24 protein-coding genes are annotated in these 24,939 nt (G+C 63.1%); 15 read left to right on the top strand and 9 right to left on the bottom strand.

Annotated features, from left to right (window positions below):
• Positions 1-333: 333 nt before the first annotated feature.
• The 6 genes from C2L66_RS26175 to C2L66_RS26150 all read left to right on the top strand — a co-directional run bounded on the left by C2L66_RS26175 (position 334) and on the right by C2L66_RS26150 (position 5,348).
• A complete protein-coding gene (locus tag C2L66_RS26175) occupies positions 334-1,299 on the top strand; it encodes a 4-hydroxyproline epimerase (RefSeq protein WP_060607162.1) in 966 nt (321 codons plus the stop codon).
• Entirely contained in the window at positions 1,296-2,423 is a 1,128-nt protein-coding gene (locus C2L66_RS26170; RefSeq protein WP_060605568.1) for an NAD(P)/FAD-dependent oxidoreductase, read from the top strand. The genes C2L66_RS26175 and C2L66_RS26170 overlap by 4 nt, the downstream gene beginning before the upstream one ends.
• Entirely contained in the window at positions 2,416-2,688 is a 273-nt protein-coding gene (locus C2L66_RS26165; protein WP_060605570.1) for a (2Fe-2S)-binding protein, read from the top strand. The genes C2L66_RS26170 and C2L66_RS26165 overlap by 8 nt, the downstream gene beginning before the upstream one ends.
• A complete protein-coding gene (locus C2L66_RS26160; RefSeq protein WP_060605574.1) occupies positions 2,685-3,977 on the top strand; it encodes an FAD-dependent oxidoreductase in 1,293 nt (430 codons plus the stop codon). Before C2L66_RS26165 ends, C2L66_RS26160 begins: the two co-directional genes overlap by 4 nt.
• Positions 3,978-4,130: 153 nt before the next feature.
• Entirely contained in the window at positions 4,131-4,907 is a 777-nt protein-coding gene (locus C2L66_RS26155; RefSeq protein WP_054933797.1) for an AraC family transcriptional regulator, read from the top strand.
• Positions 4,908-5,012: 105 nt separating this feature from the next.
• Positions 5,013-5,348 (top strand): hypothetical protein, encoded by a 336-nt coding sequence (locus C2L66_RS26150; protein ID WP_035996812.1) that lies wholly within the window; start codon positions 5,013-5,015, stop codon positions 5,346-5,348.
• Between the two features lie 25 nt (positions 5,349-5,373).
• On the opposite strand, the gene C2L66_RS26145 is transcribed toward C2L66_RS26150, so the two are convergent.
• From C2L66_RS26145 to C2L66_RS26125, 4 genes are all read right to left on the bottom strand, one after another.
• Positions 5,374-5,691, bottom strand: coding sequence for a hypothetical protein (locus tag C2L66_RS26145; protein WP_082670423.1), 318 nt, complete (start codon positions 5,689-5,691; stop codon positions 5,374-5,376).
• A 137-nt stretch (positions 5,692-5,828) separates the two neighbouring features.
• Entirely contained in the window at positions 5,829-6,167 is a 339-nt protein-coding gene (locus C2L66_RS26140) for a hypothetical protein (protein ID WP_054933795.1), read from the bottom strand.
• 1,007 nt (positions 6,168-7,174) lie between these two features.
• Positions 7,175-7,858: a TetR/AcrR family transcriptional regulator gene (locus C2L66_RS26130; protein ID WP_060605580.1), complete on the bottom strand. Its 684-nt coding sequence runs from the start codon at positions 7,856-7,858 to the stop codon at positions 7,175-7,177.
• Positions 7,859-7,987: 129 nt separating this feature from the next.
• Positions 7,988-9,265, bottom strand: coding sequence for an NAD(P)/FAD-dependent oxidoreductase (locus tag C2L66_RS26125; RefSeq protein ID WP_060605583.1), 1,278 nt, complete (start codon positions 9,263-9,265; stop codon positions 7,988-7,990).
• A 362-nt stretch (positions 9,266-9,627) separates the two neighbouring features.
• Here C2L66_RS26125 and C2L66_RS26120 point away from each other — a divergent pair, with 362 nt between their 5' ends.
• Positions 9,628-12,705: a transglycosylase domain-containing protein gene (locus C2L66_RS26120; protein ID WP_054933801.1), complete on the top strand. Its 3,078-nt coding sequence runs from the start codon at positions 9,628-9,630 to the stop codon at positions 12,703-12,705.
• Here C2L66_RS26120 and C2L66_RS26115 read toward each other — a convergent pair.
• From C2L66_RS26115 to C2L66_RS26100, 4 genes are all read right to left on the bottom strand, one after another.
• The gene (locus C2L66_RS26115; RefSeq protein ID WP_054933802.1) at positions 12,699-13,922 is read right to left on the bottom strand and encodes an ROK family transcriptional regulator; all 1,224 of its coding nucleotides are present in this window, start codon (positions 13,920-13,922) and stop codon (positions 12,699-12,701) included. The two genes, C2L66_RS26120 and C2L66_RS26115, sit on opposite strands and share 7 nt — an antisense overlap.
• Before the next feature lie 30 nt (positions 13,923-13,952).
• Positions 13,953-14,753, bottom strand: a complete 801-nt coding sequence (locus C2L66_RS26110) for an ATP-binding cassette domain-containing protein (protein ID WP_054933803.1) — start codon at positions 14,751-14,753, stop codon at positions 13,953-13,955.
• A 22-nt stretch (positions 14,754-14,775) separates the two neighbouring features.
• A complete protein-coding gene (locus tag C2L66_RS26105; RefSeq protein ID WP_054933804.1) occupies positions 14,776-15,765 on the bottom strand; it encodes an ABC transporter permease in 990 nt (329 codons plus the stop codon).
• Positions 15,766-15,909: 144 nt separating this feature from the next.
• Positions 15,910-16,938, bottom strand: a complete 1,029-nt coding sequence (locus tag C2L66_RS26100; protein ID WP_054933805.1) for a sugar ABC transporter substrate-binding protein — start codon at positions 16,936-16,938, stop codon at positions 15,910-15,912.
• Positions 16,939-17,377: 439 nt separating this feature from the next.
• On the opposite strand from C2L66_RS26100, the gene C2L66_RS26095 reads away from it, so the two are divergent.
• The 8 genes from C2L66_RS26095 (at position 17,378) to C2L66_RS41350 (ending at position 24,476) form a co-directional block, all read left to right on the top strand.
• Positions 17,378-18,280, top strand: a complete 903-nt coding sequence (locus tag C2L66_RS26095; protein ID WP_060605587.1) for a YihY/virulence factor BrkB family protein — start codon at positions 17,378-17,380, stop codon at positions 18,278-18,280.
• A gap of 224 nt (positions 18,281-18,504) precedes the next feature.
• Positions 18,505-20,895: a HAMP domain-containing protein gene (locus C2L66_RS26090; protein WP_060605590.1), complete on the top strand. Its 2,391-nt coding sequence runs from the start codon at positions 18,505-18,507 to the stop codon at positions 20,893-20,895.
• A 17-nt stretch (positions 20,896-20,912) separates the two neighbouring features.
• Positions 20,913-21,653: a methyl-accepting chemotaxis protein gene (locus C2L66_RS26085; protein WP_060605593.1), complete on the top strand. Its 741-nt coding sequence runs from the start codon at positions 20,913-20,915 to the stop codon at positions 21,651-21,653.
• Positions 21,650-22,189: a hypothetical protein gene (locus tag C2L66_RS26080; RefSeq protein ID WP_060605596.1), complete on the top strand. Its 540-nt coding sequence runs from the start codon at positions 21,650-21,652 to the stop codon at positions 22,187-22,189. The genes C2L66_RS26085 and C2L66_RS26080 overlap by 4 nt, the downstream gene beginning before the upstream one ends.
• Before the next feature lie 70 nt (positions 22,190-22,259).
• Positions 22,260-22,625 (top strand): response regulator, encoded by a 366-nt coding sequence (locus C2L66_RS26075; protein WP_054933810.1) that lies wholly within the window; start codon positions 22,260-22,262, stop codon positions 22,623-22,625.
• 200 nt (positions 22,626-22,825) lie between these two features.
• Complete coding sequence (locus C2L66_RS26070; RefSeq protein WP_054933811.1) at positions 22,826-23,134, top strand: DUF4148 domain-containing protein; 309 nt, start codon at positions 22,826-22,828, stop codon at positions 23,132-23,134.
• A gap of 489 nt (positions 23,135-23,623) precedes the next feature.
• Positions 23,624-24,199, top strand: a complete 576-nt coding sequence (locus C2L66_RS26065) for an H-NS family nucleoid-associated regulatory protein (RefSeq protein ID WP_060605599.1) — start codon at positions 23,624-23,626, stop codon at positions 24,197-24,199.
• Positions 24,141-24,476 (top strand): hypothetical protein, encoded by a 336-nt coding sequence (locus C2L66_RS41350; protein ID WP_170117176.1) that lies wholly within the window; start codon positions 24,141-24,143, stop codon positions 24,474-24,476. Before C2L66_RS26065 ends, C2L66_RS41350 begins: the two co-directional genes overlap by 59 nt.
• A gap of 2 nt (positions 24,477-24,478) precedes the next feature.
• Here C2L66_RS41350 and C2L66_RS26060 read toward each other — a convergent pair whose 3' ends face one another.
• Positions 24,479-24,739, bottom strand: a complete 261-nt coding sequence (locus C2L66_RS26060; RefSeq protein WP_035996768.1) for a DUF1488 family protein — start codon at positions 24,737-24,739, stop codon at positions 24,479-24,481.
• Positions 24,740-24,939 lie beyond the last annotated feature (200 nt).

Genomic DNA, 24,939 nt, shown 5'->3' with positions numbered 1-24,939 from the left:
AGTGATGAGTCGAGTGCAGTGTAAGCAGGGAATATTCGGATGTCTTGCGCGAATCGCGCGTCCCGCGTGACGATTTCGGCATAACGGCTATGCGAGAGAAATCCATGATTTACGATGCTTTCGATGTTTAGCTCCGGTTTTACCCGTCATTCAACTGTCGAAGCTCGCTGGATCGATACCGCGTCCGCGCGCGGTGCAGCTGCGCTCCGCCTGCTCGATGAACCGCCCGGCCGCAGCCTGAATGCAAGCCACATCCGCGTTCTTCTGGCTATGCTGAAATCGTCACAATCCACGCGCAACCGCTTCAAGACTGCGCGCCGCCGCGTTCCTACCATGAGCAACATGAAAACCTTGAACGTCATCGATTCGCACACGGGCGGTGAACCGACCCGCCTCGTGGTGTCCGGCGGTCCCGAACTTGGCGGCGGCACGCTTGCGCAACGGCTCGACGCGTTTCGCACGCGCTACGACGACTGGCGCGCGGGCATCGTCACGGAGCCGCGCGGCTCGGACGTGGTGGTCGGCGCGCTGTTGTGCGAGCCGGATCGCAAGGAGTGCGCGGCGGGCGTGATCTTCTTCAACAACGTCGGCTATCTGGGCATGTGCGGGCACGGAACAATTGGTCTCGTGGTGTCGCTGGCGCATATGGGGCGCATCGGGCCGGGCCGGCATCTGATCGACACGCCCGTCGGCATCGTCGAGGCGACGCTCAACGCCGATCTCAGCGTGTCGGTGCGCAATGTGCCCGCGTACCGGCATCGCAAGGACGTGACTGTCGAGGTGCCCGGCTTCGGTGCGTTGACGGGCGATATCGCGTGGGGCGGCAACTGGTTCTTTCTGGTCGCCGACCATGGCCGCTCGCTCGACGCGTCGAACATTCCCGAGCTCACGCACTTCAGTTCGGCGATCCGCGACGCGCTGATCGCAGCGGGGATCACGGGTGCGAACGGCGCGCTGATCGACCACATCGAGCTGTTCGGGCCGGGCTCGCGCGAAGGCATCGACAGCCGCAGCTTCGTGCTGTGCCCGGGCAACGCGTACGACCGCTCGCCGTGCGGCACGGGCACCAGCGCGAAGGTCGCATGCCTCGCCGCCGACGGCAAGCTGGCGGCGGGAACGGTGTGGCGGCAGGAGAGCGTCATCGGCAGCGTGTTTGAAGCGAGCTACGCGCAAGGCGGCACGCAGGACGGCATCGCGACCGTCATTCCGACCATCACCGGGCACGCCCACATCATGGCCGAGAGCCGCCTTTGCTTCGACGAGCGCGATCCGTTCGCGTGGGGCATCCGCACGGTATGACGGCGGATGTCGTGATCGTCGGTGCGGGCATCGTCGGCGCGGCGTGCGCGGCGGAGCTCGCCGCGCGTGGGCTGCGCGTGACGGTGCTCGACGCTGCTGGCATCGGCGGCGGTGCGACGGCGGCGGGCATGGGGCATATCGTGGTGATGAACGACTCGCCGGCGGAGTTCGCTTTGAGCCGCTATTCGCGCGACTTGTGGCTCGCGCTCGCGCCGCAGTTGCGAACGCGCGATGCGTTTGCGCGCTGCGGCACGCTGTGGGTCGCAGCCGACGCCGAAGAACTCGACGCCGCGCGTGAGATGCACGCAGCCTTCGCCGCGCAAGATGTGGCGGCGCAACTGCTCGACGAGCGCGCGCTCTACGACTGCGAGCCGTCGCTTGCGCCGGGCATGGCGGGCGGCTTGCTCATCGGGCACGACAGCATCGTGTATGCGCCGTCTGCTACGCAATGGCTGCTCACGCAATCGCCCGGCGCTGCGCGGATCGACGTGCGGCTGCATGTGCAAGCCGTGGCCGTCGATGCACGGCATGTCACGCTGTCGAATGGCGAGCGCGTTGGCGGCGCGCACATCGTCGTCGCGAACGGATTACAGGCGCGCGAACTCGTGGCCGGCTTGCCGTTGCAGCCTAAAAAAGGCCATCTGCTGATCACCGACCGCTATCCCGGCTACATCCGCCATCAACTGCTCGAACTCGGCTACATCAAGAGCGCCCATCATGCGACGGGAACATCCGTGGCGTTCAACGCGCAACCGCGCCCGACGGGACAACTGCTGATCGGCTCGTCGCGCCAGTTCGACACCACCGACCCAGCCGTCGATATGCCCGTGCTAGCGCAGATGCTGCAGCGCGCGGCCCGCTATCTGCCCGCATTGCCGACGCTCAACGGCATTCGCGCATGGACGGGGTTTCGCGCGGCATCGCCGGATGGCTTGCCGCTGATCGGCCCAGCGGGCGGCGCGGCGCCTGGCGTGTGGCTCGCTGTCGGTCATGAAGGTCTGGGCGTGACGACGTCGCTCGGCACGGCGCAGTTGCTCGCCGCGCAGATCACGCAGACAGCGGCCGCCATTGCCGTCGATCCGTTTCTGCCTGCGCGTTTCGAGCTTGGGGCATGTCATGTCTGAAGCCGTTCGTCCACGCGTTCGCATCACGATCGACGGCCAGCCTGTCGAGATCGAGCAGGGCGCCACCATCGCCGCTGCCCTGGCGGTGTGCGGCGGGCGCGCATACGGCACGCGCGTGTCCGTCACTGGCGAGCCGCGCGCGCCGATGTGCGGCATGGGTGTGTGCCAGGAATGCCGCGTGAGCGTCGATGGACGCATGCATGTGCTCGCATGTCAGACCCTGTGCCGCGACGGCCAGATCGTGCAAACGACGAGGCCGCGATGAACGGTCAGCGCTTCGATGTCGTCGTCGTGGGCGCGGGGCCGGCGGGTCTCGCTGCCGCTTGCGAAGCGGCGAAAACGGGCGCGCGCGTCGCCGTGCTCGACGACAACCCTCGCGAGGGCGGCCAGGTATGGCGCACTGGCCCCGCGCATCCGCCATCGGATGAACTGGCCGCGCGTCTGCATGAGATCCAGTCGAGCGGCAACGTGACGCTCGCGTCTGCCGCGCGCGTCATTGCCCCACTCGACAAAGGCCGGCTGTTGATCGAATCGGCGGAACATGGCGGCGCGTGCATCGGCTACGACCGCCTGATCCTTGCCACGGGCGCGCGTGAACTGCTGTTGCCGTTCGACGGCTGGACGCTGCCCGGCGTGACGGGCGCGGGCGGCTTGCAGGCGTTGATCAAGGGCGGCGTGCCGGTGCGCGGCGAGCGCATCGTGATCGCGGGCAGCGGGCCGCTGCTGCTCGCCTCGCTCGCGACCGCGCGTGCGGCGGGCGCGCGGGTCGTGGCCGTGGTCGAGCAGGCATCGCTGGTGTCGGTGATGCGCTTTGGCGCGTCGCTTGCGGCGACGCCCGCGAAGCTCGTGCAAGCCGCGCAACTGACACGCGGCTTGACCGGGCTTCGCTATCTGACGTCGAGCGTCGTGCGTGCGGCGAAGGGTAGCGGACGTGTCGAGCGCGCGATCGTCGAACGCGCGGACGGACGCATCCAGATGTTCGACTGCGATCGTATCGCTTGCGGTTACGGCCTCGTGCCGGACACGACGCTCGCTCGCGCGCTGGGCTGCGCGACGCGCGCCGACGGCGCGATCGCCGTCGACTGTGCGCAGCGCACGTCCGTCGCTAACATCTTCGCGGCAGGCGAATGCGCGGGCGTCGGCGGGATGGAGCTTGCGCGGGTGGAAGGGCGAATTGCGGGGCGTGCAGCCCTAGGTCTCGCGCAAGCTGAAACCTTTGAACAATTGAGGCGCGAACGCGCGCGCTGGCAGCGATTCGCAGCGCGAGTCGAGATGGCGTTCGCGTTGCGCGACCCCGCGCGCCAACTACCCGCCGACGACACCTTGCTGTGCCGTTGCGAAGACGTATCGGTCGGCGAGGTTCGCGCGCATGCGAGCTGGCGCGACGCGAAGCTGCACACGCGCTGCGCAATGGGCGCGTGCCAGGGCCGCATTTGCGGCGGTGCGGCGCAGGCGTTGCTCGGCTGGGATGTGACGCAGGTTCGTCCGCCCATCCACCCCGCGCAGATCGCCACATTGATGCTTGCGGCCGACGAGAATACGGCCGCGCATTGATCCGCGCCGTCTGCGAGAAAAATGCCTGGGCGCGCATCGAACGCACTGACGCGAGATTTTTTCGCCTGCCACGCGCCGCCCTATAATCGATCAGCCCGCGACCAGGCCGGGGCAATCTTCACGTTCTCGCAGCCCATGCACGGAATCCTCACGATGAACACGTTCGCTTCCACGCCTGACGCGCTCGATTCGGCTGCGGCGTCGCTGGCCGGGATGCTCTCGCATTTCGCGCTACTCGAACCCGTGTTCGACGCGATGCCCGATATCGTGTTCTTCGTGAAGGACGCGCAGGCGCGTTACGCGCTCGTCAATCGCACGCTGGTGTCGCGCTGTGGATTCAAGGAGAAGGAAAAGCTGCTGGGCAAGACGGCGGAAGACGTGTTTCCGAGCCGCTTCGGCCGTATCTACACGGCGCAGGACAAGGCTGTGATCCATGTCGGCAATCAGATGGTCGATCAGCTGGAACTGCATCTGTATCCTGGCCGGCAACCGGGCTGGTGCCTGACCTGCAAGCAGCCGTTGCGCGACGCGGCAGGGCGAGTGGTCGGGCTGGCGGGCATTTCGCGCGATCTGCGCGCCGATGAAAGCAGCCACCCCGCGTATAGCCGGCTCGCGACGGTCGTGCAGTATCTGCAAGAGAACTACGTGCAGCCGCTGAACCTGAAGCAGCTTGCCGCGATGGCGGATATGTCGGTTGCGCAGCTCGAACGGTATTTTCACAAGGTGTTTCATCTGACGCCGCGCCAGGTGCTGCTGAAGACCCGGCTCGATGCGGCGACGGCGTTGCTCGTGTCACACGACAAGGTCACCGATGTCGCCGCCTTGTGCGGCTATACGGATCACAGCGCGTTCACGCGACAATTCAAGGCGACGGTCGGCGTTACGCCTACCGAATACCGGATGCTGTTGCACGGCACCTCACGCAACTAACTGTCAGTTTCGCACAGTCACATTGAGCAAAAACGAACCAGCGATCAACCGCGCTTGCGGTCGGAAGCCGGTCACGAACATCCAGACATAAGCAGCCACAAGAACATGCCCGTCCGCCGCGCGAAGCTTCGCTATTACGTGTATGTGGTCGCGCTCGACGATACGGTCTGGAACGAAGCACGCTTTCGACGCGCGAATCCCGAGTATCGGTTCGAACGGCCGTGCGTGTATGTGGGCATGACCGGGCTGGACCCGGACTTGCGTTTCGACCGGCACAAGGCGGGCATTCAGTCGAATCGCTATGTGCGCGACTATGGTTTGCGGCTGATGCCGGAACTGTATGAAGTCTTCAATCCGCTGCCTTACGACGGCGCGCGCGACATGGAAGTCGAACTGGCGATCGGCTTGCGCGAAGCGGGTTACGGCGTGTGGCAGGCGTAGTTTCGCAGCGCGGGATGCGCTGGTCTTACTTGACGCCGAGTCCGCGCAGAATCGCGTTGCCTTCGGGCGTCAGGCGAATGTGTGGTTCATCGCCGGCATCCGTGGCGATGCTTTCGACGAGGCCGGCTTCCTGCAGCGTCGGAATTTCCGGCTTGGCGAGCGCGGCCATGGGTGCGTGCAGCAACAGCAGCAGCGTGGCGAGTTCATGCGGGCTGAGGAGCCGGCGGAGAATGGTCGTCTTTCTAGGCGGCGCTGCTTTCGCGGCGGCGGCTTGCGCGGATGCGGCCGGGGTTTCGGTCGCGATGCGCTTCGTCGGGTCGTTGCGGTCTTTGTAGTAATCCATCCGGGCACCTGGCTGGAACGCGGGTCAGTGTCAAGGACGAATACTGGCAGCGCAGACTTAAACGATTCTTAAGCTCCCCGCCTTCGAGGGCGGAGAAGTTGTTACATCCAGTTACGCCGCCGCACTCGCGAGCGGCCTCAGGGCGCGCATTCCTTGCTTGCGCCTTCGATCCACAGGTTCGACGTGTTGCGTTTGCCTGCGTAGTAGCGGAACGTCGTGGCGCCGTTGTCGGCCCGAACCTTGACGATGTTGGATTCGCCGAAATCGAGCATCTGGCCTTGTGGAATAGGCGTGGCTTTGACGGGCGTGTCGTGCTTTGCCGCGGCTTGGGTCATGCACTGGATGACGTCGTTGACGGGGCGATTCGTCATGTTGTCCTTCATCGGATCGCCGGCATCCGGGTTGTGGGACGCCTGATATTGCGCGCAGGCGGCGAGCAGCAACGGGATGGACAGGGTGACGGCTAGCTTCTTCATGAGTCTCCTTCTGGTTGGCGGTGGGCGCCGCACGAGGCGTCGGGTGACGGACGGGCTCGTCGATGCGGAACCGCATAACGTTCGGGAAATTATATCGGGGCAAGCGGTGTGCCTGATTTTTCGCGTGCGATTGAGGTGGGGGTGGCTTTTGCCGCCGGCGGTTCAATCGTTCAATGTTGGTCTGTCTGTTTGCTTGATTTGTTTTTGCTTTTGTTTTTGGTTTTGCTTTCGCTGGCATCCGCGAATTGTTAGCGTGCTTCAGGCGTCGCCCCTGTGCGGGGCGGCACCTACTTTTCTTTGCCGCCGCAAAGAAAAGTAGGCAAAAGAAAGCGGCTCACACCGCCAGCGCTTGACCTTTGTCCACGGGCCCCCAACGTCCCCACGCTTCACACGGCAACTTGCTGATTGATGGCCGTTGCCAACGCTTCGAATGAATGCCTCACCCGCTTCGGATACCCGTACCCGGTCAAGCGGCAGCGAATGGTATGTGCCGCCCAGGTGGCAAACTGTGTGCAGGTTGTCGCGGCGTATAGGGTAGCGCTCTTACAGGGTGGGGCGCGTGCGCAATCGGTCTGGAGTGAAGCATGTGGAGCACCGAGGGCCTACACACAGTTTGCCACCTGGGCGGCGGTGGACTGGCTGGTGAGGCATGCTGAAACGCGGGTGCGTGAAGCGGGTGAGGCGCTCAGCAAGAGCGCTGGCAACGAGCAGGAATGATGTGATTGCCGTGTGAAGCGTAAGAACCTTTGGGGGCCCTCAGGCAAGGACAAGGGCTGGCGGTGTGAGCCGCTTTCTTTTGCCTACTTTTCTTTGCGGCGGCAAAGAAAAGTAGGTGCCGCCCCGCACAGGGGCGACGCGTGAAGCTAGATAACAAATCGCGGATGCCAGCGCAAAGACAAATCGCGGATGCCAGCGCAAAGACAAAACGCGAATGCCAGCGCAAAAACAAAACCCGAATGCCAGCGCAAAGGAAGGAACATCAAACCAGCGCCGCAGGCAAAAACAACCTAACGAGCAACAAACCTCAAAGTAGCATCAACAATCATCGCGCGATGCCGCGCCCTGAGCCTCGAATGAGAGGGATCGCGCCCAAACGCATTCCCAAACGTATGCCGATTGGCAATCCGATGAAAGCACAACGAACTGATCAACAGATGCAGATCAATCGGATCGATATCATCACGAAAATCCCCTGAAGCAACGCCTCGTGCAAGAAGATCTTCAATAGTGTGAATCACCGTCGCATTACGATTCTTGAAGGTCTTGACCTGCTCGATATACTTCGCGCCGTGAATATTCTCGATAGTCACAAGACGCACGAAATCGCGATGTTTATCATGATAGTCAAACGTAAACTCAACGAGACTACGCAGCCCGTCCACAGGGCTCATATCGCTGACTTTCAGATCTTGTTCGAGCTCGCGAATATCGCCATACACCTTCTCGAGCACGGCCTCGTACAGCCCTTCCTTGCTGCCGAAGTAGTAGTACAGCATGCGCTTCGTGGTATTGGTGCGCTCCGCAATCGCGTCGACACGCGCACCCGTGAGTCCCATCGACGAAAACTCCTGCGTGGCCACCTCGAGGATGTTGCGCTTCGTCTCTTCGGGATCGTATTTGCGCCGTGGTTCGGAGGGTTCGTTCGGGGTCTCGTTATGCTCGGGCGCGATAGCTCGGCTTCCCTTTTTCATTGTGTGTTCCGGCGGCGGTGACATTTCATTCTAGCATGCCGAAATCACCAGCCAGCATGGCCTGGCGGCATGCCCGGCTTCATTGCGCGCACGTGCGGCTGCGCCGCCGGAAGGGCGCAACCCGAGGGCTCAGTTCGGGCGCCGCGAACGGTCCGCGAGCGCATCGCGCGTCTGCATCGCCGTGTATGTCAACTGCGCGGCGGCGAGGCCCAGCGCGCCGAACGTGTGCGTCAGACCGAAGGCCGCGAACGCATCGGGCACGGGCCGCTCGCCCGCGATCGCCGCCGCCAGCAGTTCGCCCGACACCGTGGTCGGCGCCATCCCATGTCCGCCGAAACCGACCGCGTACCAGACGCCGTCGGCGCTCTGGCCGATCTGCGGCATCTTGTGCCGCGCGTAGCTCATCAGGCCGCCCCACGCATGGTCGATGCGCACGTCGCGCAACTGCGGATACACCTTCAGCAGATCGCGGCGCAGCAGCCGCGCAATCGCCTCAGGCTCGCGTTCCAGGATCGAGATGCGCCCGCCCCACAGAATGCGCGAGTCGGGCAGCGGACGGTAGTAGTCGAATGCGAAGCGCGTGTCGTAGACGGCGCAACGGCAGTCGATTGCATCGGCGAGCCGCGCGCCGAGCGGCTCGGTCGCCATCACGTAGGTCGCAATCGGCAGCACGGCGCGCTCGACGCGCCGGTACACGTTGCGCGCATAGCCGCCGCCCGCCATCACGACATGCCGGGCGTCGATCGATCCTTGCGCCGTCCCGACGACGTACCCGGCGCCTTGCCTGTGCAGCGACGCGACAGGCGACTGCTCGACGATCCGCACGCCCGCCGCTTCCGCCGCGCGCGCGACACCGAGCACGTACTTCAACGGATGAAAGTGAAACGCATTGCGCTCGAACAGCCCGCCGTGATAGCGCGTGGTCTTCAGCCGCACGGCGAGCTCGTCGGCGCCGAGCGGCTCCCATTCGACGCCGAACGCGTCCTTCATCAAACGGCGCTGACTGTCGAGGCGCGACGGATCGTCGAACCAGTTCGCGAGGATCACGCCCGCGTCCGTCGCTTCGCAGGCGATCGCGTAGCGCTGGATGCGCGCGCGCATCAGGTCGACGGCGTCGATCGTCAGCGCGTACAGTTCGCGGGCGCGCTCCGGGCCGAGAATCCTCAGCAGGTCCGCGCAATCGAGACTGTACCCGCCGAACACGAAGCCGCCGTTGCGGCCCGACGCGCCATAGCCGACCTGGTTCGCTTCGACCACGACGACGTCGCGCACGCCGCGCTCGGCCAGTCCGAGCGCGGTAGACAGGCCCGCCAGCCCGCCGCCGACGATGCAGACGTTCGCGCTCAGGTTTCCGGACAGCGCAGGGCGCACGGGCCGCTCGACGGTCGCTTCGTAGTAGCTTTGCATAAGATTCAGGAGGTGGGGGGCGTCACCAGGAATGCGGCGACATGCGATGCCTGCAGTGCGTGGCCATGTTACTCAATTTCGCACGGCCGTCGTATTCGGTATTCCAGGGAGGCGGCGCAGGCGGAAGGCGCGTGCGGAGGTTGCATCGGCATCGAAGCGGCGGCCGTCTTTACCCATCCGGGCGCGAAAGGCGGCGGCATGCGGCAAAAGATGCCGTCCCGTCGCGCCCGCCTGACGGCTGTGTTGCGTGCCGTACTCACCCGATCAAGTCGATGCGTCACCTGACCCTCACAACCGTTGTTACGGGTTAGACTGACATAGTCGAGGTTAGTGTGGTCAGGCATCTGCAAGGAGACGCCGCCATGAATCGGCCACTACGGTTTCCGCTACGCGCAATCGGCACCACCTCCGCCTGGAAGTGGTTCAAGTGGCTCTTTTTCGCCTCGTTTCTCGTGGCCGTCGCCCTCGGCGTGCGCTTTGTTCAGATCGAAATGGACACGTCGCGGTTGCAGGCGCGCTACTTGTCCGAACTGACGCGCGACGTCGGGTTTACCGTCTCCGAAGGTCCGAGCGACAACATCCGCTTTCCCACCGACGGCCCCTATGACATCCGCCTCGGCTATGCGCTGCTGCCCGCATTCGAACGCCGTCTGAAAGAGCGCGGTTTCTCCGTTGCGTCGCAGGCGCGCGATTCCGAACGCATGGCATCGCTCGCCGACGACGGCCTGTTCGTTCCCTACGAAGAAAAGGATCAGGCGGGACTGATGCTGTATGACGCCACGGGCACGCGCCTGTTCGGCTCGCAGTTTCCCGCTCGCGTGTATGACGATTTCGAGTCAGTGCCGCCGCTCGTGGTGTCGGCGCTGCTGTTCATCGAAGACCGCCATCTGCTCGACCCCGACCAGCCGAACCGCAATCCCGCCATCGACTGGGGACGCTTCAGCCGCGCGCTGATGGATCAGGGCCTGCGCGTCTTCAATCACAACCAGGCGCAGCCCGGCGGCAGCACGCTTGCCACGCAGATCGAGAAGTTCCGCCATTCGCCCGGCGGCCGCACGGCGACGCCGAAGGAGAAACTGCGGCAGATCGCGTCGGCGTCGGTGCGGGCGTATCTCGACGGCCCGCGCACGATGCCTGCGCGCGAGCAGATCGTCGTGCGCTACCTGAACTCGGTGCCGCTCGCCGCGCAGCCCGGCATCGGCGAGATCAACGGTATCGGCGACGGACTCACGGCGTGGTACGGCCGCGATTTCGCCGAAGTCAACCGCGTGCTGAAAGCGCCGCCCACGCCCGACAATCTCGCCGGGCAGGGCCTCGCGTTCCGTCAGGTGCTGTCGCTGATGATCGCGCAGCGCGGGCCGTCACACTTCCTGCTGCGCAAGAACGACGATCTCAATGCGCTGACGGAAAGCTATCTGCGCCTGTTTGCCGCGAACGGTGTGATTACCCCGCAACTGCGCGACGCCGCGCTCTCGCAACAACTCGTGCTGACGCGCGCGAAGCTTGCGCCGCCCGAAGGCTCGTTCGTCGAGCGCAAGGCGGTGACGTCGCTGCGCACGCACCTGCTGTCGTCGCTTGGTGTGTCGACGCTGTACGACCTCGACCGGCTCGACTTGCGCGTCACATCGACGATGAACAACAAGGTCCAGCAGGACATCAACGACCGCCTTGCCGCTGCGACGACCAAAGAGGGCGCGCAGGCAGCTGGCCTCTATGGCTTCAACATGCTGCAACCGAAGGACGACCCGTCGAAGATCGCCTTCAGCTTCACGCTGTTCGAAAAGCGCGATGGCGCGAATTTGCTGCGCGTGCAGACCGACAGCGTGAACCGTCCGTTCGATATCAACTCCGGCGCGCGCCTGAATCTCGGTTCGACGGCCAAGCTCCGCACGATCATCACGTATCTGCAGATCATGCAGGACCTGCATGCGCGCTATGGGCAGATGAGCGTGGAAGAACTGCGCGCCGTGAAGCCCGAGCGCGAAGACGCGTTGACCCGCTGGGCTGTCGATTACTTCATGCACACGAAGGACCATTCGCTGGGCGCGATGCTCGATGCGTCGGTCGAGCGCAAGTACTCGGCCAATGCGGGCGAAACCTTCTACACGGGCGGCGGCGCGCAGACCTTCACGAACTTCGAGGCCGACGAGAACTCGCGCATTCTCACCGTGCATCAGGCATTCCAGCATTCGGTGAATCTGGTGTTCGTACGGATGATGCGCGACATCGTCCACTACGAAACGATCAGGACGTCCGGCCCGTCCTCGCAATGGCTCGACGATCCCGCTACGCGCAACCTGTATCTGACGCGCTTCGCCGACCAGGAAAGCCGCGTGTACATGAACCGCTTCTACACGAAGTATCACGGCAAGACGCAGGATGAGATGCTCGCGATCCTGCTGCGCGGCGTGCGCAAGTCGCCGCCGAAGATCGCGACGGTGTTGCGCAGCGTGCGGCCCGACGCGCCGCAGGCCTGGTTCAACGACCAGATGCGCGCCGCGTTGAAGAACACGCCGAAAGCCAATCCGCCCGACGACGCGCTCGCGAAGCTCTACGAGAAGTACGGCATCGACAAGTTCAATCTGAACGACCGCGCGTACATTTCGAGCGTGCATCCGCTGGAGCTGTGGCTCGTCGACTATCTGCGCGAGCATCCCGACGCGAACGCGAACCAGGTGATGGATGCGAGCCGCGACGTGCGCGCGGATTCGTACAAGTGGCTCTTCAAGACGCGCTATCACGCGACGCAGGACCGGCGCATCCGCCGCATGGTCGAGCAGCATGCTTACGATGCGATCGGCAGGTCGTGGCAGGCGCTCGGCTATCCGTTCTCGCATCTGACGCCGTCGTATGCAGCCGCGATCGGTGCGTCGGGCGACCGGCCCGCCGCGCTCGCGCAACTGATGGGCGTGATCGCGAACAAGGGCAATCAGGCACCGACGCAAAGCCTGACCGAACTCGAGTTCGCCAAGGGCACGCCGTATGAAACGCGTTTCGTGCGCGCGACGCCGCAGCCCACGGAAGCCATCTCGCCGGAGATCGCGCGGGTCGCGCAGACGCTGTTGCGCGACGTGGTCGCGGGCGGCACGGCGCGGCGTCTGGCGGGCGGCATCACGTTTCCGAACGGCAAGACGCTGGAGGTCTACGGCAAGACGGGGACGGGCGATCAGCGCCTGAACATCTACGCGAAGGGACGCAGGCTGATCGAGTCGCGCAAGGTCAATCGCACGGCGACCTTCGTGTTCGCGATCGGCGACCGCTTCTTCGGCACGCTGACGGCTGTCGTGCATGAGCCGTATGCGAAGCGCTACGATTTCACGAGCGCGCTCGCCGTGCAATTGCTGAAGTCCATGGCACCCGAGTTGCAGCCGCTGCTCGACGAACCTGCATCGAAAGACACGCCGAAAGTCGCTGTCACCACGGTGCCGAAGGTTCAATAGCTCACGTCGGTCGCGGGCTTGAGAAAGAGTTCGTGCATCGGCGCGAAGTGCGCGTAGAGCGGCAGGATTGCGCCGCCCATCGCGCGCGCGTCGGAGCCGATCGTGCCTTCGAGCAATTGCGGCCGCACGATGCCTTCCCACTCGAACTTGTCGAGCACGCGCTCCGTGCGGCGAATGATTTCGCGCACCAGTTGCCGGTCCACTTCGCCGTCTATCACCACCGCTTCGAGATCGAGCAGCGCCGCCGCGTTCGTCAATGCGCCCGCAATCGCAGGGCACGCGGTGTCGAGCCATTGCTCGGTGAGCCGCCACAGATCCGGCGACAACGCGCGGTGATCGTGCGCGGCAGTGGCGGGCGCGCCCGCATCGACGAACAGTTTTTCGAGTACGAAGCCCGATGCCGCGTGCAGCAGCTGTTGCGCAGGCTGACGCGGCTGGCCGCTCATGATGGGTATCGAGCCGACCGCGCCCGCGTTGTCGTGCGGCCCGCCATGCAGGCGTCCGTCGATCACCAGCCCGCCGCCGATGAACGTGCCGAGGAACAGATACAGAAAGTTGTGGATGCCGCGCCCCTGGCCCATCACCAGTTCGGCGGCGCACGCGGCCGTCGTGTCTTTCGCGAACTCGACGGGCAGGCCCGTCATCGACGCGATGCGCGCGCGGATGTCGATGTCGTTCCACGCGTCGAGCGCTTCGCGCGGCGCGCCGAGAAAATCGCGCCAGCCGCCGAGCCACAGCGGCGCCGCCACGCCGACGCCGACCACTTTCTCGCGTCGTGCGCCGAGAGCCTCGTTGATGCGCGCGAGCTTGCTGTCGAGCGCCGGGAACAGCGTGCGCGGATCGGGATACGCGTACTCCTGCACTTCGCGGCAGCACACACGCCCGAGAAAATCCATCGCGAGCACATCGAGGCTGCGCCGTCCGACCTTCACGCCGATCGTATAGGCGCCTTCCGCGCGCAACGCGATGGGCACGGAAGGCTGCCCGATGCGCCCGCGCACGCGCGCCTGCTTTTCGAGCAGGCCGTCGTCGATCAATCGCTCGACGATCATCGACACGGTCTGCATCGACAGACGCGTGAGCCGCCCCACGTCGGCCTTCGGCAGTGGTCCATGCAAACGGATCGCCTGCAGCACGATGCGTTCGTTGAACTGCCGCATGCCGACCTGGTTCGAGCCGACCGTGCGTTTGAGCGGTGAGCGGGTGCCCGTATCCATCGGCTGTGTCCGGTTACGCGAGTCGGTTCGTCATGCGATGGCCCGCACGTCGGCCTGTTTCGCGCCCGTCATGATCGCGACGGCATCCGACATGTGGATCTCGTTCTTGTTCACGAGCGCCGCGCGCCGTCCGAGCCGCTGAATGTGAATGCGGTCCGCGATCTCGAACACATGTGGCATGTTGTGACTGATCAGAATGACGGGCAGGCCACGGTCGCGCACGCGCCGGATCAGCTCCAGCACCATGTTGCCTTCCTTCACGCCGAGTGCCGCGGTCGGCTCGTCGAGAATCACGACGTGCCGCGCGAAGGCCGCGCTGCGCGCCACCGCGACGCCCTGGCGCTGACCGCCCGAGAGCGTTTCGACGGCCTGGCGCATCGAGCGGATGCCGATCTGCAGGTCTTTCATCGCATTGGTCGCTTCTTCGAGCATGCGGCGCTTGTCGATGATCTTGAAGAGCTTGCCGCGCCAGCCGGGCTTCACCAGTTCACGCGCAAGGAACAGGTTCTCCGCGATGCTCATGGCGGGCGCCACGGCGAGATCCTGATAAACCGTTTCGATGCCTTGCTGGCGCGCGTCGAGCGGGCTGCGGAACTTGACGGATTTGCCGTCGAGCAGCAGGTCGCCTTCATCGGGTACGAGCGCGCCGGAGAGCGCCTTGATGAGCGATGACTTGCCCGCGCCGTTATCGCCGATCACGGCCATGATTTCGCCGGGCATCACTTCGAAGTCGCAGCCGTCGAGCGCGGTGACCTGGCCGTAGCGCTTGATGAGACCGCGCGCTTGCAGAACGGGCGTCGCGCCGTTGGAGGAAGAGGGGGTGGTGGACATCACAGGCTCCTTCGAATAATGATCAACGTGCGCCACGGCGCGACAGCTTGTCGGCGGCGACGGCGAGAATCACGAGAATGCCGGTGATCAGCACCTGGTACACCGACGACACACCCATCAAGGTCAAGCCATTGCGGAACACGCCGACAATCAATGCGCCCAGCAGCGTGCCCGCAATCGAGCCGCGCCCGCCGAACAGACTCGTGCCGCCGAGCACGACTGCCGTGATGCTGTCGAGGTTCTCGGTTTGTCCTGCTTGCGGATCGCCGACGCCCGTGCGCGACACGGACAGCAGCGCGGCGATGCCGTAGAGCGCGCCCGCCAGCGTGTACACCGTGATCAGGATGCGTTGCGCGGAAAGACCCATCAGGCGTGCGGCTTCCGGGTTATTGCCGAGCGCGTAGAGGTGACGTCCGGGCACCGTGTCGCGCAATACGAACCATGTCCCGAGATACATCAGCAGTGTGAGCACGGTGCCGTAGGTGACGGTGGCCGGCCCGAGGTTGAAGGTGTTGCCGAAGAACATCATCGCGTCGGGCAGATTCGACACGCTCTCCGCGTTCGAATAAAGCTGCGTGGCCGCGAAGGCGATATTCAACGTGCCGAGCGTGACGATGAACGCGGGCAGCTTGATGCGCGTGATCAGCACGCCGTTGAGCAGGCCGAACAGCATGCTCGCGCCGACGCCGCAGGCAATCGCGATGACGGGCGGCACGCCCATCACGACGGCGAATTTCGTCATCACGATCGAGCCGAACGCCATCAACATCCCGCACGACAGATCGATGCCGCCCGTCAGCACGATCAGGGTTTGACCGATGGCGATCACGGCGACCACCATGGTCTGCTGCATGATGAGCGACAGGTTCTGGAACGACAGAAAGCGGTCGCTCTGCGAGATGAAAAAGATGCACGCTAGCACGAGCGCGACGAGCGGCCCGGCTTCGGCAAGCGATGGCAGATGATCCGCAAACCGGCGATGGGTGTGAGCGGGGGCGGTGGGAGTCGACATGATATGTTTCCTTCGAAGCAATGCGTGGCCTGCGCGCGGTACACGTACGCCACGCTCACGCTGGAGAACTTGCGGAAGACGCGCGCCGTGCGCGCCTCCGTGACTGCTCAGTTACGGCTCAGTTACTGCGCGTTGACTGCGTGCCTACTTGTTGCCCCAACAGTTATCGAGGCCGAACTTCGTATCCTTGCTGTCGACACCGCCTTGCGGCTTGTCGGTGATCAGCGTGACGCCCGTGTCGTGATAGCCGGAGACCTTCTTGCCTGTCTTCGCGTAGTCGACGCCTGCCTGCACGCCGAGCTCGGCCATCTTCAACGGATACTGCTGCGAGGTCGCGGCAATGGCGCCCGCCTTCACGTTGCGCACGCCTTCACAGCCGCCGTCGATCGAGACGATCATCACGCTCTTGTCCTTGCCCGCGGCCTTCAGCGCGCGATACGCGCCGGCTGCGGCCGGTTCGTTGATCGTGTAGACGACATTGATGTCGGGCGCTTTTTGCAGGCAGTTTTCCATCGCCGTCTGGCCCTTTGCCTGGTCGCCGCGCGTGTCCTGGCTGCAGACGATAGCCGGATCGCCTTCCTTCACGCCGAAGCCCTGCAAAAAGCCGTTGTGACGCAGCACGCCGACGGAAACGCCGGGCGCGAGATCGAGCGTCGCTATCTTCGCGGGCTTGCCGCCGAGCGCGGTCTTCGCATACTGGCCGATCAGCACGCCTGCCTTGAAGTTGTCGGTGGCGAACAGGGCGTCGGTGGCGTCCTGCGGGTCGGTCGGCGTATCGAGCGCGATCACCAGCGCGCCTGCCGCGCGTGCCTTCTTGATGCTCGGCACGATCGCCTTCGTGTCGCTCGGCGTGATGAGGATCGCCTTTGCGCCCGCGGTGATCATGTTCTCGATGGCCGTGACCTGCGCCGCGTTGTCGCCGTCGAACTTGCCGGCGGCTGTCAGCAGCTTCGCGCCGTCTTTCTGCGCGGCGGATTCCGCGCCTTGTTTCATCTTGACGAAGAACGGGTTGGTGTCGGTCTTCGTGATCAGGCCGACGACGGGCTGATCGGCCGCGAGACTGGCGCTTGCGCACCATAGCGCAGACGCGGCGACGCACGCAGCGGCGATGCCCTTGACGACGGGTTGCGTGCGAGACGCGCGGCGCAGTTGCCTGCGGGAAATCGGGTTCATGGGACGCTCCTCCGGATGATTGACAACGACGTTGTGATCAGCGGTGATCCAGTTGCTGGCGGTGCGCTGATCGCGCCTTCTTGCGCGTTCACCGGACTTTGGATGCGCCGGAAACGCGGGCCTTACTAAATCAAGTTGTTTTAGTTAGTACAGCAGCGAGCGTCTCGAAAATCAAGGCTGGGTTTTGCTGCGGTGCGGCTGTGGAAAGTCGCGTCAATACCTGCAACTCCTTGATGGGAAAGGCTTTCGGCTTATAAGGAAGGCCCGCGGCGAGAGCGCGGAATTGGGGTAAATCAGGAGTGAGCGAACCCAGCGATTAACATCTTTTGTTCATCGAATGAGCAAATGATCGACCGACGCGTGATCTCGAAGCCTTCAGGACCGCCACTTGCTCCGGTGATTCCAGGGTCCGGCCGCAATTACGCGAGCGGAGGTTGAACTGAACAGGACGCACAATCGCGCGCTGCATTTCGTCGCGACGCATCCCGCGCGCTTCGCGTTGCAGGTGGTCAAGGCGTTCCGCAAGAACCAGGGGCTGTTGCTCGCGGGCGCGATCGCCTATTACGCGTTGCTTTCCATCGTGCCGCTTCTGATTCTGGTCGCCATCGCGTTCAGCCATTTCGTCGGCGAAAAGCTGCTGCTGGATACGCTTGCCCGTCTTCTCGAATGGCTGGTGCCGGGACAGTCGCGCGCGATCGTCAGGGAGCTTGCCAACTTTCTCGCGCACCGCACGGTGATCGGCTGGTTTCTCGTCCTCACGATGATCTTCTTCAGTTCGCTCGCTTTCACGGTGCTGGAGAATGCGCTGTCGATCATCTTCGTGCATCGTGTTGCGATCCGGCGCAGGCATTTTCTGCTGTCGGCCATCCTGCCTTATCTGTTCAGTCTTTCGCTGGGGATTGGCGTACTGCTCGTGACGCTCGTGTCGAGTAGTCTGCAGGCCGTCGCGAGCGACAGCATCGTGCTGTTCGGTCACACCGTTTCGCTAACGGGCGCGACGCGCATCGTGCTGTATCTGTTCGGTCTTGCCGGCGAGATTTTCGTGCTGACAGCCATCTATCTGGTGATACCCGCGGGACGTACGACGCTGCGGCACGCGCTGTTCGGGGCGGTCGCGGCCGCTGTGCTGTGGGAAGTCACGCGGCGGGTGCTGGTGTGGTACTTCGCGACGTTATCGCAAGTGAGTGTCGTGTATGGATCGCTGACGACGGCCATCGTCGTGCTGTTCAGCCTCGAAGCGCTGGCGACGCTGATGCTGTTCGGCGCGCAATTGATCGCCGAATACGAGCGGCTCAATGCCGGTCCGGTAGAGCCTGCCGCGCAGCCATTGGTCACGGGTTGACACAGTCGCATCGAAACTGGCGCGAGGCGGTTAACGGCAAAGCGCGCGAGAACTTTAGTGCCATTTGAATCGATGTTCTATTGCGTCTTTTAATCCCCAGAAGAATGCGCGGTGGTCACAGCTTCGTCATGACCCGCCGACAATAATCCCGTCGCCCGTCAAATCGACACATTCAGAGCGGGCAGCACTGCTTCCTGGCAGTGACAGACCACGGGGAATACCACATGACCATCCGTCACCGCATCACTCTACTGGTGGTGTCGATGCTGGTCGCCTTGTCGGCGATCGGTGGATACGCTGTCTATCGGACTCGCGGCAGTGCCGCGGACGTCCGGCAAGTGACGCAGGGCGTCGTGCCGAGCGCGCTGGCTTCGGCCGATCTCGTTTCGCAGCTCAAGGACGTGCAGCTCGCGACGATGACGCTCGTCTATTCGCCCGACGCGAACATGGTCGAGCAGGCGCAAAAAGAACTCGCGGCGAAAGAGAAATCGCTGCGCGAAGCACTCGACGTGCAGGCCAAAGCAGCCGCGAGCCACGCGCAGGAAGGGCTCGTCACGCAGGCGCGCGACAGCCTCGCCAACTACTTTTCGGCCATCAACGACACCGCGAAAATGAAGGCGGAAGGCAAGAACGATCTCGCGCAAGCCTATCTGTTCGCGAACGTCGCACAGTACCGCGACGAACTCGAAGGCATCGTCGAAACGTTGCGCATCGAAAAGAACCGCCAGAAAGACGAAGCTATCGACGCGCTGAATACGGGCCTCGCGACGACTACGACGGCGATTGGCAGCGCGTCGGGCGCGGCGATTCTGGTACTGATCGCCATTGGCCTGCTGCTATACCGGCAGATCACGCGGCCGCTCTCTCGCATGCAGGAGATGATGAGCGAGATCGCATCGAGCCAGGACTTCACGCGCCGCGTGCCCGTCGGCCGCATGGATGAGATCGGTCATTCGATCGTCGCGTTCAACGGCATGATCGAAAAGATCCAGCAAAGCTCCGCGCAACTGAAGCAGAAGACGGCCGACATTCAGGCCATGTTGCAGAACATGCAGCAGGGCATTCTGACGGTTGTCGAAGACGCGAAGATTCACTCGGAGTACTCGGCCTATCTGGAAGAGATCTTCGAAACGAAGGATATCGCCGGGCGTGCGCTGATGGACCTCGTATTCGGCGACAGCGAGCTGGGCTCGGATACCGTGTCGCAAGTCGAAGCGGCCGTGCTGGCGTGCATCGGCGAAGACAGCATCAATTTCGAGTTCAACCAGCATCTGCTCGTCAATGAATTGACGCGCAAGATGCCTGATGGCCGCGTGAAGACGCTCGATCTGAGCTGGTCCGCGATCACCGACGAGAGCGACACGGTCATGCGCCTGATGCTGTGCGTGCGAGACGTAACCGAGTTGCGCCAGCTTGCCGCCGAAGCGGGCGAACAGAAGCGCCGCCTCGAAATGATCGGCGAAATTCTCGCGGTGAGCGAGGAGAAGTTCCACCATTTCGTTGATAGTGCTACGGGCTTCATCAACGAGAACGAACGCATCATCCGTCAGCATGCGCAGGTCAACGAGCCGGCTGTCGCCGAGCTGTTCCGCAACATGCATACGATCAAGGGCAATGCGCGGACCTACAGCCTGCAGCATCTGACTAGCATCGTGCACGAAACCGAGCAGCGTTACGACGCACTGCGCCAACCCGAGGCCGCGCATGAGTGGGATCAGGAGCAACTCATTGCCGAACTGGCGCGGGTGAAAGAGGCGTTGCAGCACTACGCGACGATCAATGAAGTGAGCCTCGGCAGACGCAAGGCGGGCCGGGTCGGCAGCGCCGAACGTTATCTGATGGTCGATCGCGAGCATATCCAGGAAAGCTTGCGCCTGCTCGATGCGGCGAACCCGGCCGACACACTCGCGCTGCTGTCGGCGCGCGATGCGGTGCGCAGAACATTGCGCCTGCTCGGCACGGAGAAAGTCGAAGAGGCGCTCGCCGGCGTGCTGCATTCGTTGCCCTCGCTGGCCGCCGAGCTCGGCAAGGCTGTGCCCGCCGTGCGTATCGACGACAACGGCTATCGCGTTCGCACGCAGGCGGGCAGCATGCTCAAGAACGCGTTCATGCACCTGTTGCGCAATTCCGTCGATCACGGCATCGAGCCCCCCGCGCAGCGTGCCGCGCTCGGCAAGCCGGAAGCGGGCGTGATCGATATCGAAGTGGGCGTCGCCGAAGGCGCGTTGCAGATCACGTTGAGCGACGATGGACGCGGTCTCGCGCTGTCGCGCATTCGCGGCATCGCGGCTGATCGCGGCTGGCTTCAGCCCGATTCGCAGTTGAGCGACGAAGCGGTGGCGGAATTCATCTTCCGTCCGGGCTTCTCGACTGCGCAGAACGTGACGGAAGTGTCGGGCCGCGGTGTCGGCATGGATGCCGTGCGCGATTTCATTCGGCGCGAGGGCGGGCGCATCGAGTTGCGCTTCACCGACGATCGCGGGGGCGCCGACTTCCGCCAGTTCCAGACGATCGTCTATCTGCCGGAGAACTGCGCTGTCGATAGCGTCGGCACGTCGATGCATGACGCCGCGCAAACAGTGAGCTCGATTCAGGCAAATGCACATTCCGAATAGCGCGACGGGGATACCTTGTGGTTGATCAGTATGTGATTGCGGCTGCTCTCGCGGGTGTCGCGTGGGGCGCACTGGCAGGTTTGTTCGTGCATCGGTGGTGGTACAGGAGGCGGGCGGCTGCGCAACAGCAGACCGCGCTCGACTCGCAGAACACCGTGCTCGCGCTGGCCGAAGCGCGCCATGCCGCCGAGGTCCGGCAGCACGAGCAGCAGGCGCGCGAACTGCACGCGCTCGTCGATACGCTGCGCAGCGATCTCGCGCAACAATCGGTGTCGGCAGACGAAGCGCGCGAAGCACTGAACGCGCTGCATCTGCAAAAGGACGAATGGCTGCAGCAGGCGACGCGCCTTTCCACGGAAGCGGGGCGCCTGCGCCATCTGTCCGCCACGTTCGAGCGCTGGCACGAGCAGATGATTTCGCTGATGGCGCAGAACCACGACATGCACGCGAAGAACAATGAGCTGTCGTCGATCGTGCGACACGTGCTGATCGTGTCGCTGAATGCGTCGATCGAAGCGGCGCGCGCGGGCGCGGCGGGGCGCGGCTTCTCGATCGTCGCAAGCGAAGTGCGCGCCCTCGCGGCGCGCTCGCAGGAACTGTCGAAGAGCTATCACGACAGCCTGAACCGCAATGACCTGATCACGACGGCGACGTTTCAGGACATTCAGGCGGGCGGCAAGATGATTGCGGCCTCGCTGGCGAGCGTCGAGGCGCTTGCCGGTCAGATTCAATCCCGGTTAGAGCAGGCGAAGACGTGATCAGTCAGCAAGCGAAAGAGAGTATCGAGCGGATCTTCTTGCATTCCGCGCGCACCCGATTGCCTGGCAATTCCAGCGACGCATGCGAAATCACGGCACTCGACGCGCAGCAGGCCAATACCGCGCTGGCGAGCCATATCGTCGTTCTGACCATTTCATCGATCGCATTCCGCTTTCTGCTCGTACTGCATTTCAACGATGACGAGGCGACGCGCGACTACTATCTGCGCGACGCGGAAGAGCGCTCATTGGCGGAAGCGCTAATGGAAGTCGGTAATCTGTGTTGCGGCGCGATCAATCAGCAATTGGTCGAGTTCTTTCCAGATCTCGGGATGTCGACGCCTTATCAGCTGAATGGCGCTTGCTTGCCGCATCTGACGGAGTTGAAGCCCGGCTATCTCGCGACTTTTCGCGTGAGCATCGGCGCAAACGTACAACTGGGCGCGACGCTGTGCATGTGCGCGAGTTCGCCCGTCGACTTCGTCGCGTATGTCAACGAAGCTGAGGAGAGCACGGGTGAACTCGAACTCTTTTGAATGCTTTTGAGTAGCGCAGAGAGCACATTTTCAATCAATGCGCCGCATGAAAGGCGCGATGGGGTAAGTAATGGCGAAGGTTCTGGTAGTGGACGATTCGAGCACGGTGCGCGACGAGGTCGCAGGTTTTCTGAGGAAGAATGGTCTCGATGTCGACACGGCGGTGGACGGCAAGGACGGGCTCGCGAAGCTGAAGGCGTCGCCCGGCATCCGTCTCGTGGTCAGCGACGTCAACATGCCGAATATGGACGGCCTGACGATGGCCGAAAAGATTCGTGGCGAACTGGCCAATGCGAGCGTCAACATCATCATGCTGACGACGGAAAGCAGCCCTGCAATGAAAGAGCGCGGCAAGGCGGCGGGCGTGAAAGGCTGGATTGTGAAGCCGTTCAAGGGCGATGCAGTGCTCGATACGTTCCGCAAGCTGGCCAGCTGACGGGCTTTGCGCGGCATGGACGGACGGCCGGGCCGGGGGCGCGCAGGGCGTTTCATGCCGCGCGGATTGTAGCAATTCCTTGAAAGATCTATTCAAGCCTCACGTATTTATCGGCGGCGGTCGCGCTTCTACACTCTGTTCAACGGTTGCAGAACATCTGTTCTCGCGCAACCCAACAGAGAGATCCGGAGGTAGTCGCCATGAAATCGCTCGGTCAATTCGTTATCGTCGCCGCTCTTGTCAGCGCCCCTCTGGCTGCATTCGCGCAGAGCAATCAAGCCGTGACGCGCGCACAGGTGCGCGAAGAACTCGTGCAATTGCATAACGTCGGTTACAGCCCGCTCGACGATCGCAACAGCTATCCCACGCATATTCAGGCTGCTGAAGCACGTTTGGCCGCAGAACAGGCTGCGTCGGCCCAGCAAAGCGGATTGGGTGGCGTGCCGAATGGCGTATCGGACGCCGGCGTGCGCGCCGATGCGAATGGCATCACGTTCTCGCACCATTAACAGTTGTTGGCGGGACGGCGCATGCAGATTTGCTGACTGCCGCCAGTTCTGAGTCCACCACGAGGCCGAAGCCTGTCATGTACTGGCTTCGGCCTTTTCACATTCACTATTCACTCCGGCCGCCTGGTATTGAGGCAAATTGGAAAAAAGAAGTAGTGAATGTGAATTTATTGCGTGCTGCATCGAATCAGTCCCATTGTTCGCTCGAAGCGCAACGCCCTAATTCCGAGTGGCGTGTCAGCGCTTTCGGACGTGGGGTTTTAAAAGTCTTATGGATAGCGTGAGTAATTGGACAGTCAACATCGATGCAAGCCAATTGACATTTGTCGTACACCAGATGAATCCTGGCAATTGGGGCCTCGATTGGACACTCTCGGACAATCAGGCAGTACAACGTCGCGCGCGTGTCTTTTCATGTAATAGATGAACTCTAGCCATATATGACCGGTCCATGGCATAGTGCCGGTATCTTCAATCAGGAGTTTCAATATGGCTACACTCGAGGCACTTCAGGCAAAGATAAAAAAGCTTCAGGCCCAGGCGGAAGCCATTGCGTCGAAAAAGTCGACGGCGGCGCTCGAAGGTATTCGCGCACTGATGGCAAAGCACAATCTGACCACGGCTGATATCGACGCGCATCTGGGAGGCAAAAAGCGTGGCCGTCCTTCGCTGAAGTCGGCAGGCGTGCAAAACAAAGGCGTAGCCAAATACGCCAATCCGAAAACGGGTGCAACCTGGACGGGGCATGGCCGTGCGCCTGCGTGGATCGCCACCGTGAAAGACCGTTCGAAGTACCTGGTGGCGGGTGCATCCGCCCCGGCCGCGACGCGCGTCGCCGTGAAGCACGGCACGGGCAATGGCCAGCCAAAGGGACCGCAGCCGGCGAAATATCGTCACCCCGAAACGGGCGCGACATGGAGCGGCCGTGGCCCTGCACCGGCATGGCTGGCTGGCGAAAAGGACCGTAGCAAGTTCCTGGTCGACGGTGCAAAAGCGGCGGGTATGAATGGCGTTGCGCGAAAGAAGGTTGGCGCCAAAAAGGCCGGAAGAAAAACGCGCGCGTAAGAGCGGCGAGAAGAATCAGAAGGGGCGAGACGGCGTTCTCGCTTCTTTGTCGGCAAAAGAACCTTTGCCTGGTGGCGAAGCCGGTATGCTTTTGCCGAACCGCATTTTCCGACCTGCATTTGCCGACTTTATTGGCGAATGCGCAAGGCCGGCTGCACTGCATTTTTTTTATGCGCGAGCCATTTCGCGCTCAATGGTTCATAGACAGGTGCCGCCCGATTCCGGCGGCACCGCGCGCGCCGTCCTTGCTTGCCGGCGCGCGCTCGCTTCTCAATGAGCCTAGTGAAAGTCGAGCGTCTCGAGTTCGACCGACTGCCCCCCGTTTCGTTGCAGCACGCGGCGCGCTGCGTCCTCGATTGTCTTGCGATTACCCTCGAATGTCGTGATCAGATCGTGCGACGACGTACCTGTATTGCCGAAGTGGCTGTTCAGGGCGTCGATTGATACGCTGCACCATACCTCTTTTCCTTCGACGGTCGCTTCGAATGCGACTCGCGATGCGGCCACGACGTGCCGGCGGCTGGTGAATTCGATGGTCATTTGATTTCTCCGTGAGTGCCAGATGAAATTCACGAACGCTCGCTAGCGCCGGCTTCCCGGCGGATGTTTTCGCGGTCCAGGGCCAGGCGGCGCGAGATGAGGCGCTCGCTTCGGTGCTGCGCAGCAAGGAACGATCCAGTCCAACTTGTAACCAACCGCTGGGGGCGAGGAACGCCGGGAATCGGGATCGTTCTCACATG

The organism is Paraburkholderia caribensis, assembly GCF_002902945.1.
Taxonomy (GTDB): domain Bacteria; phylum Pseudomonadota; class Gammaproteobacteria; order Burkholderiales; family Burkholderiaceae; genus Paraburkholderia; species Paraburkholderia caribensis.
This window is presented reverse-complemented; position numbering and strand designations above follow the sequence as displayed.

Bases quoted from the DNA above. Each gene is read 5' to 3' on its own strand.
- C2L66_RS26175 (WP_060607162.1), top strand. From the start codon at position 334: ATGAGCAACATGAAAACCTTGAACGTCATCGATTCGCACACGGGCGGT.
- C2L66_RS26170 (WP_060605568.1), top strand. From the start codon at position 1,296: ATGACGGCGGATGTCGTGATCGTCGGTGCGGGCATCGTCGGCGCGGCG.
- C2L66_RS26165 (WP_060605570.1), top strand. From the start codon at position 2,416: ATGTCTGAAGCCGTTCGTCCACGCGTTCGCATCACGATCGACGGCCAG.
- C2L66_RS26160 (WP_060605574.1), top strand. From the start codon at position 2,685: ATGAACGGTCAGCGCTTCGATGTCGTCGTCGTGGGCGCGGGGCCGGCG.
- C2L66_RS26155 (WP_054933797.1), top strand. From the start codon at position 4,131: ATGAACACGTTCGCTTCCACGCCTGACGCGCTCGATTCGGCTGCGGCG.
- C2L66_RS26150 (WP_035996812.1), top strand. From the start codon at position 5,013: ATGCCCGTCCGCCGCGCGAAGCTTCGCTATTACGTGTATGTGGTCGCG.
- C2L66_RS26145 (WP_082670423.1), bottom strand. From the start codon at position 5,691: ATGGATTACTACAAAGACCGCAACGACCCGACGAAGCGCATCGCGACC.
- C2L66_RS26140 (WP_054933795.1), bottom strand. From the start codon at position 6,167: ATGAAGAAGCTAGCCGTCACCCTGTCCATCCCGTTGCTGCTCGCCGCC.
- C2L66_RS26130 (WP_060605580.1), bottom strand. From the start codon at position 7,858: ATGAAAAAGGGAAGCCGAGCTATCGCGCCCGAGCATAACGAGACCCCG.
- C2L66_RS26125 (WP_060605583.1), bottom strand. From the start codon at position 9,265: ATGCAAAGCTACTACGAAGCGACCGTCGAGCGGCCCGTGCGCCCTGCG.
- C2L66_RS26120 (WP_054933801.1), top strand. From the start codon at position 9,628: ATGAATCGGCCACTACGGTTTCCGCTACGCGCAATCGGCACCACCTCC.
- C2L66_RS26115 (WP_054933802.1), bottom strand. From the start codon at position 13,922: ATGGATACGGGCACCCGCTCACCGCTCAAACGCACGGTCGGCTCGAAC.
- C2L66_RS26110 (WP_054933803.1), bottom strand. From the start codon at position 14,753: ATGTCCACCACCCCCTCTTCCTCCAACGGCGCGACGCCCGTTCTGCAA.
- C2L66_RS26105 (WP_054933804.1), bottom strand. From the start codon at position 15,765: ATGTCGACTCCCACCGCCCCCGCTCACACCCATCGCCGGTTTGCGGAT.
- C2L66_RS26100 (WP_054933805.1), bottom strand. From the start codon at position 16,938: ATGAACCCGATTTCCCGCAGGCAACTGCGCCGCGCGTCTCGCACGCAA.
- C2L66_RS26090 (WP_060605590.1), top strand. From the start codon at position 18,505: ATGACCATCCGTCACCGCATCACTCTACTGGTGGTGTCGATGCTGGTC.
- C2L66_RS26075 (WP_054933810.1), top strand. From the start codon at position 22,260: ATGGCGAAGGTTCTGGTAGTGGACGATTCGAGCACGGTGCGCGACGAG.
- C2L66_RS26070 (WP_054933811.1), top strand. From the start codon at position 22,826: ATGAAATCGCTCGGTCAATTCGTTATCGTCGCCGCTCTTGTCAGCGCC.
- C2L66_RS26065 (WP_060605599.1), top strand. From the start codon at position 23,624: ATGGCTACACTCGAGGCACTTCAGGCAAAGATAAAAAAGCTTCAGGCC.
- C2L66_RS41350 (WP_170117176.1), top strand. From the start codon at position 24,141: ATGGCGTTGCGCGAAAGAAGGTTGGCGCCAAAAAGGCCGGAAGAAAAA.
- C2L66_RS26060 (WP_035996768.1), bottom strand. From the start codon at position 24,739: ATGACCATCGAATTCACCAGCCGCCGGCACGTCGTGGCCGCATCGCGA.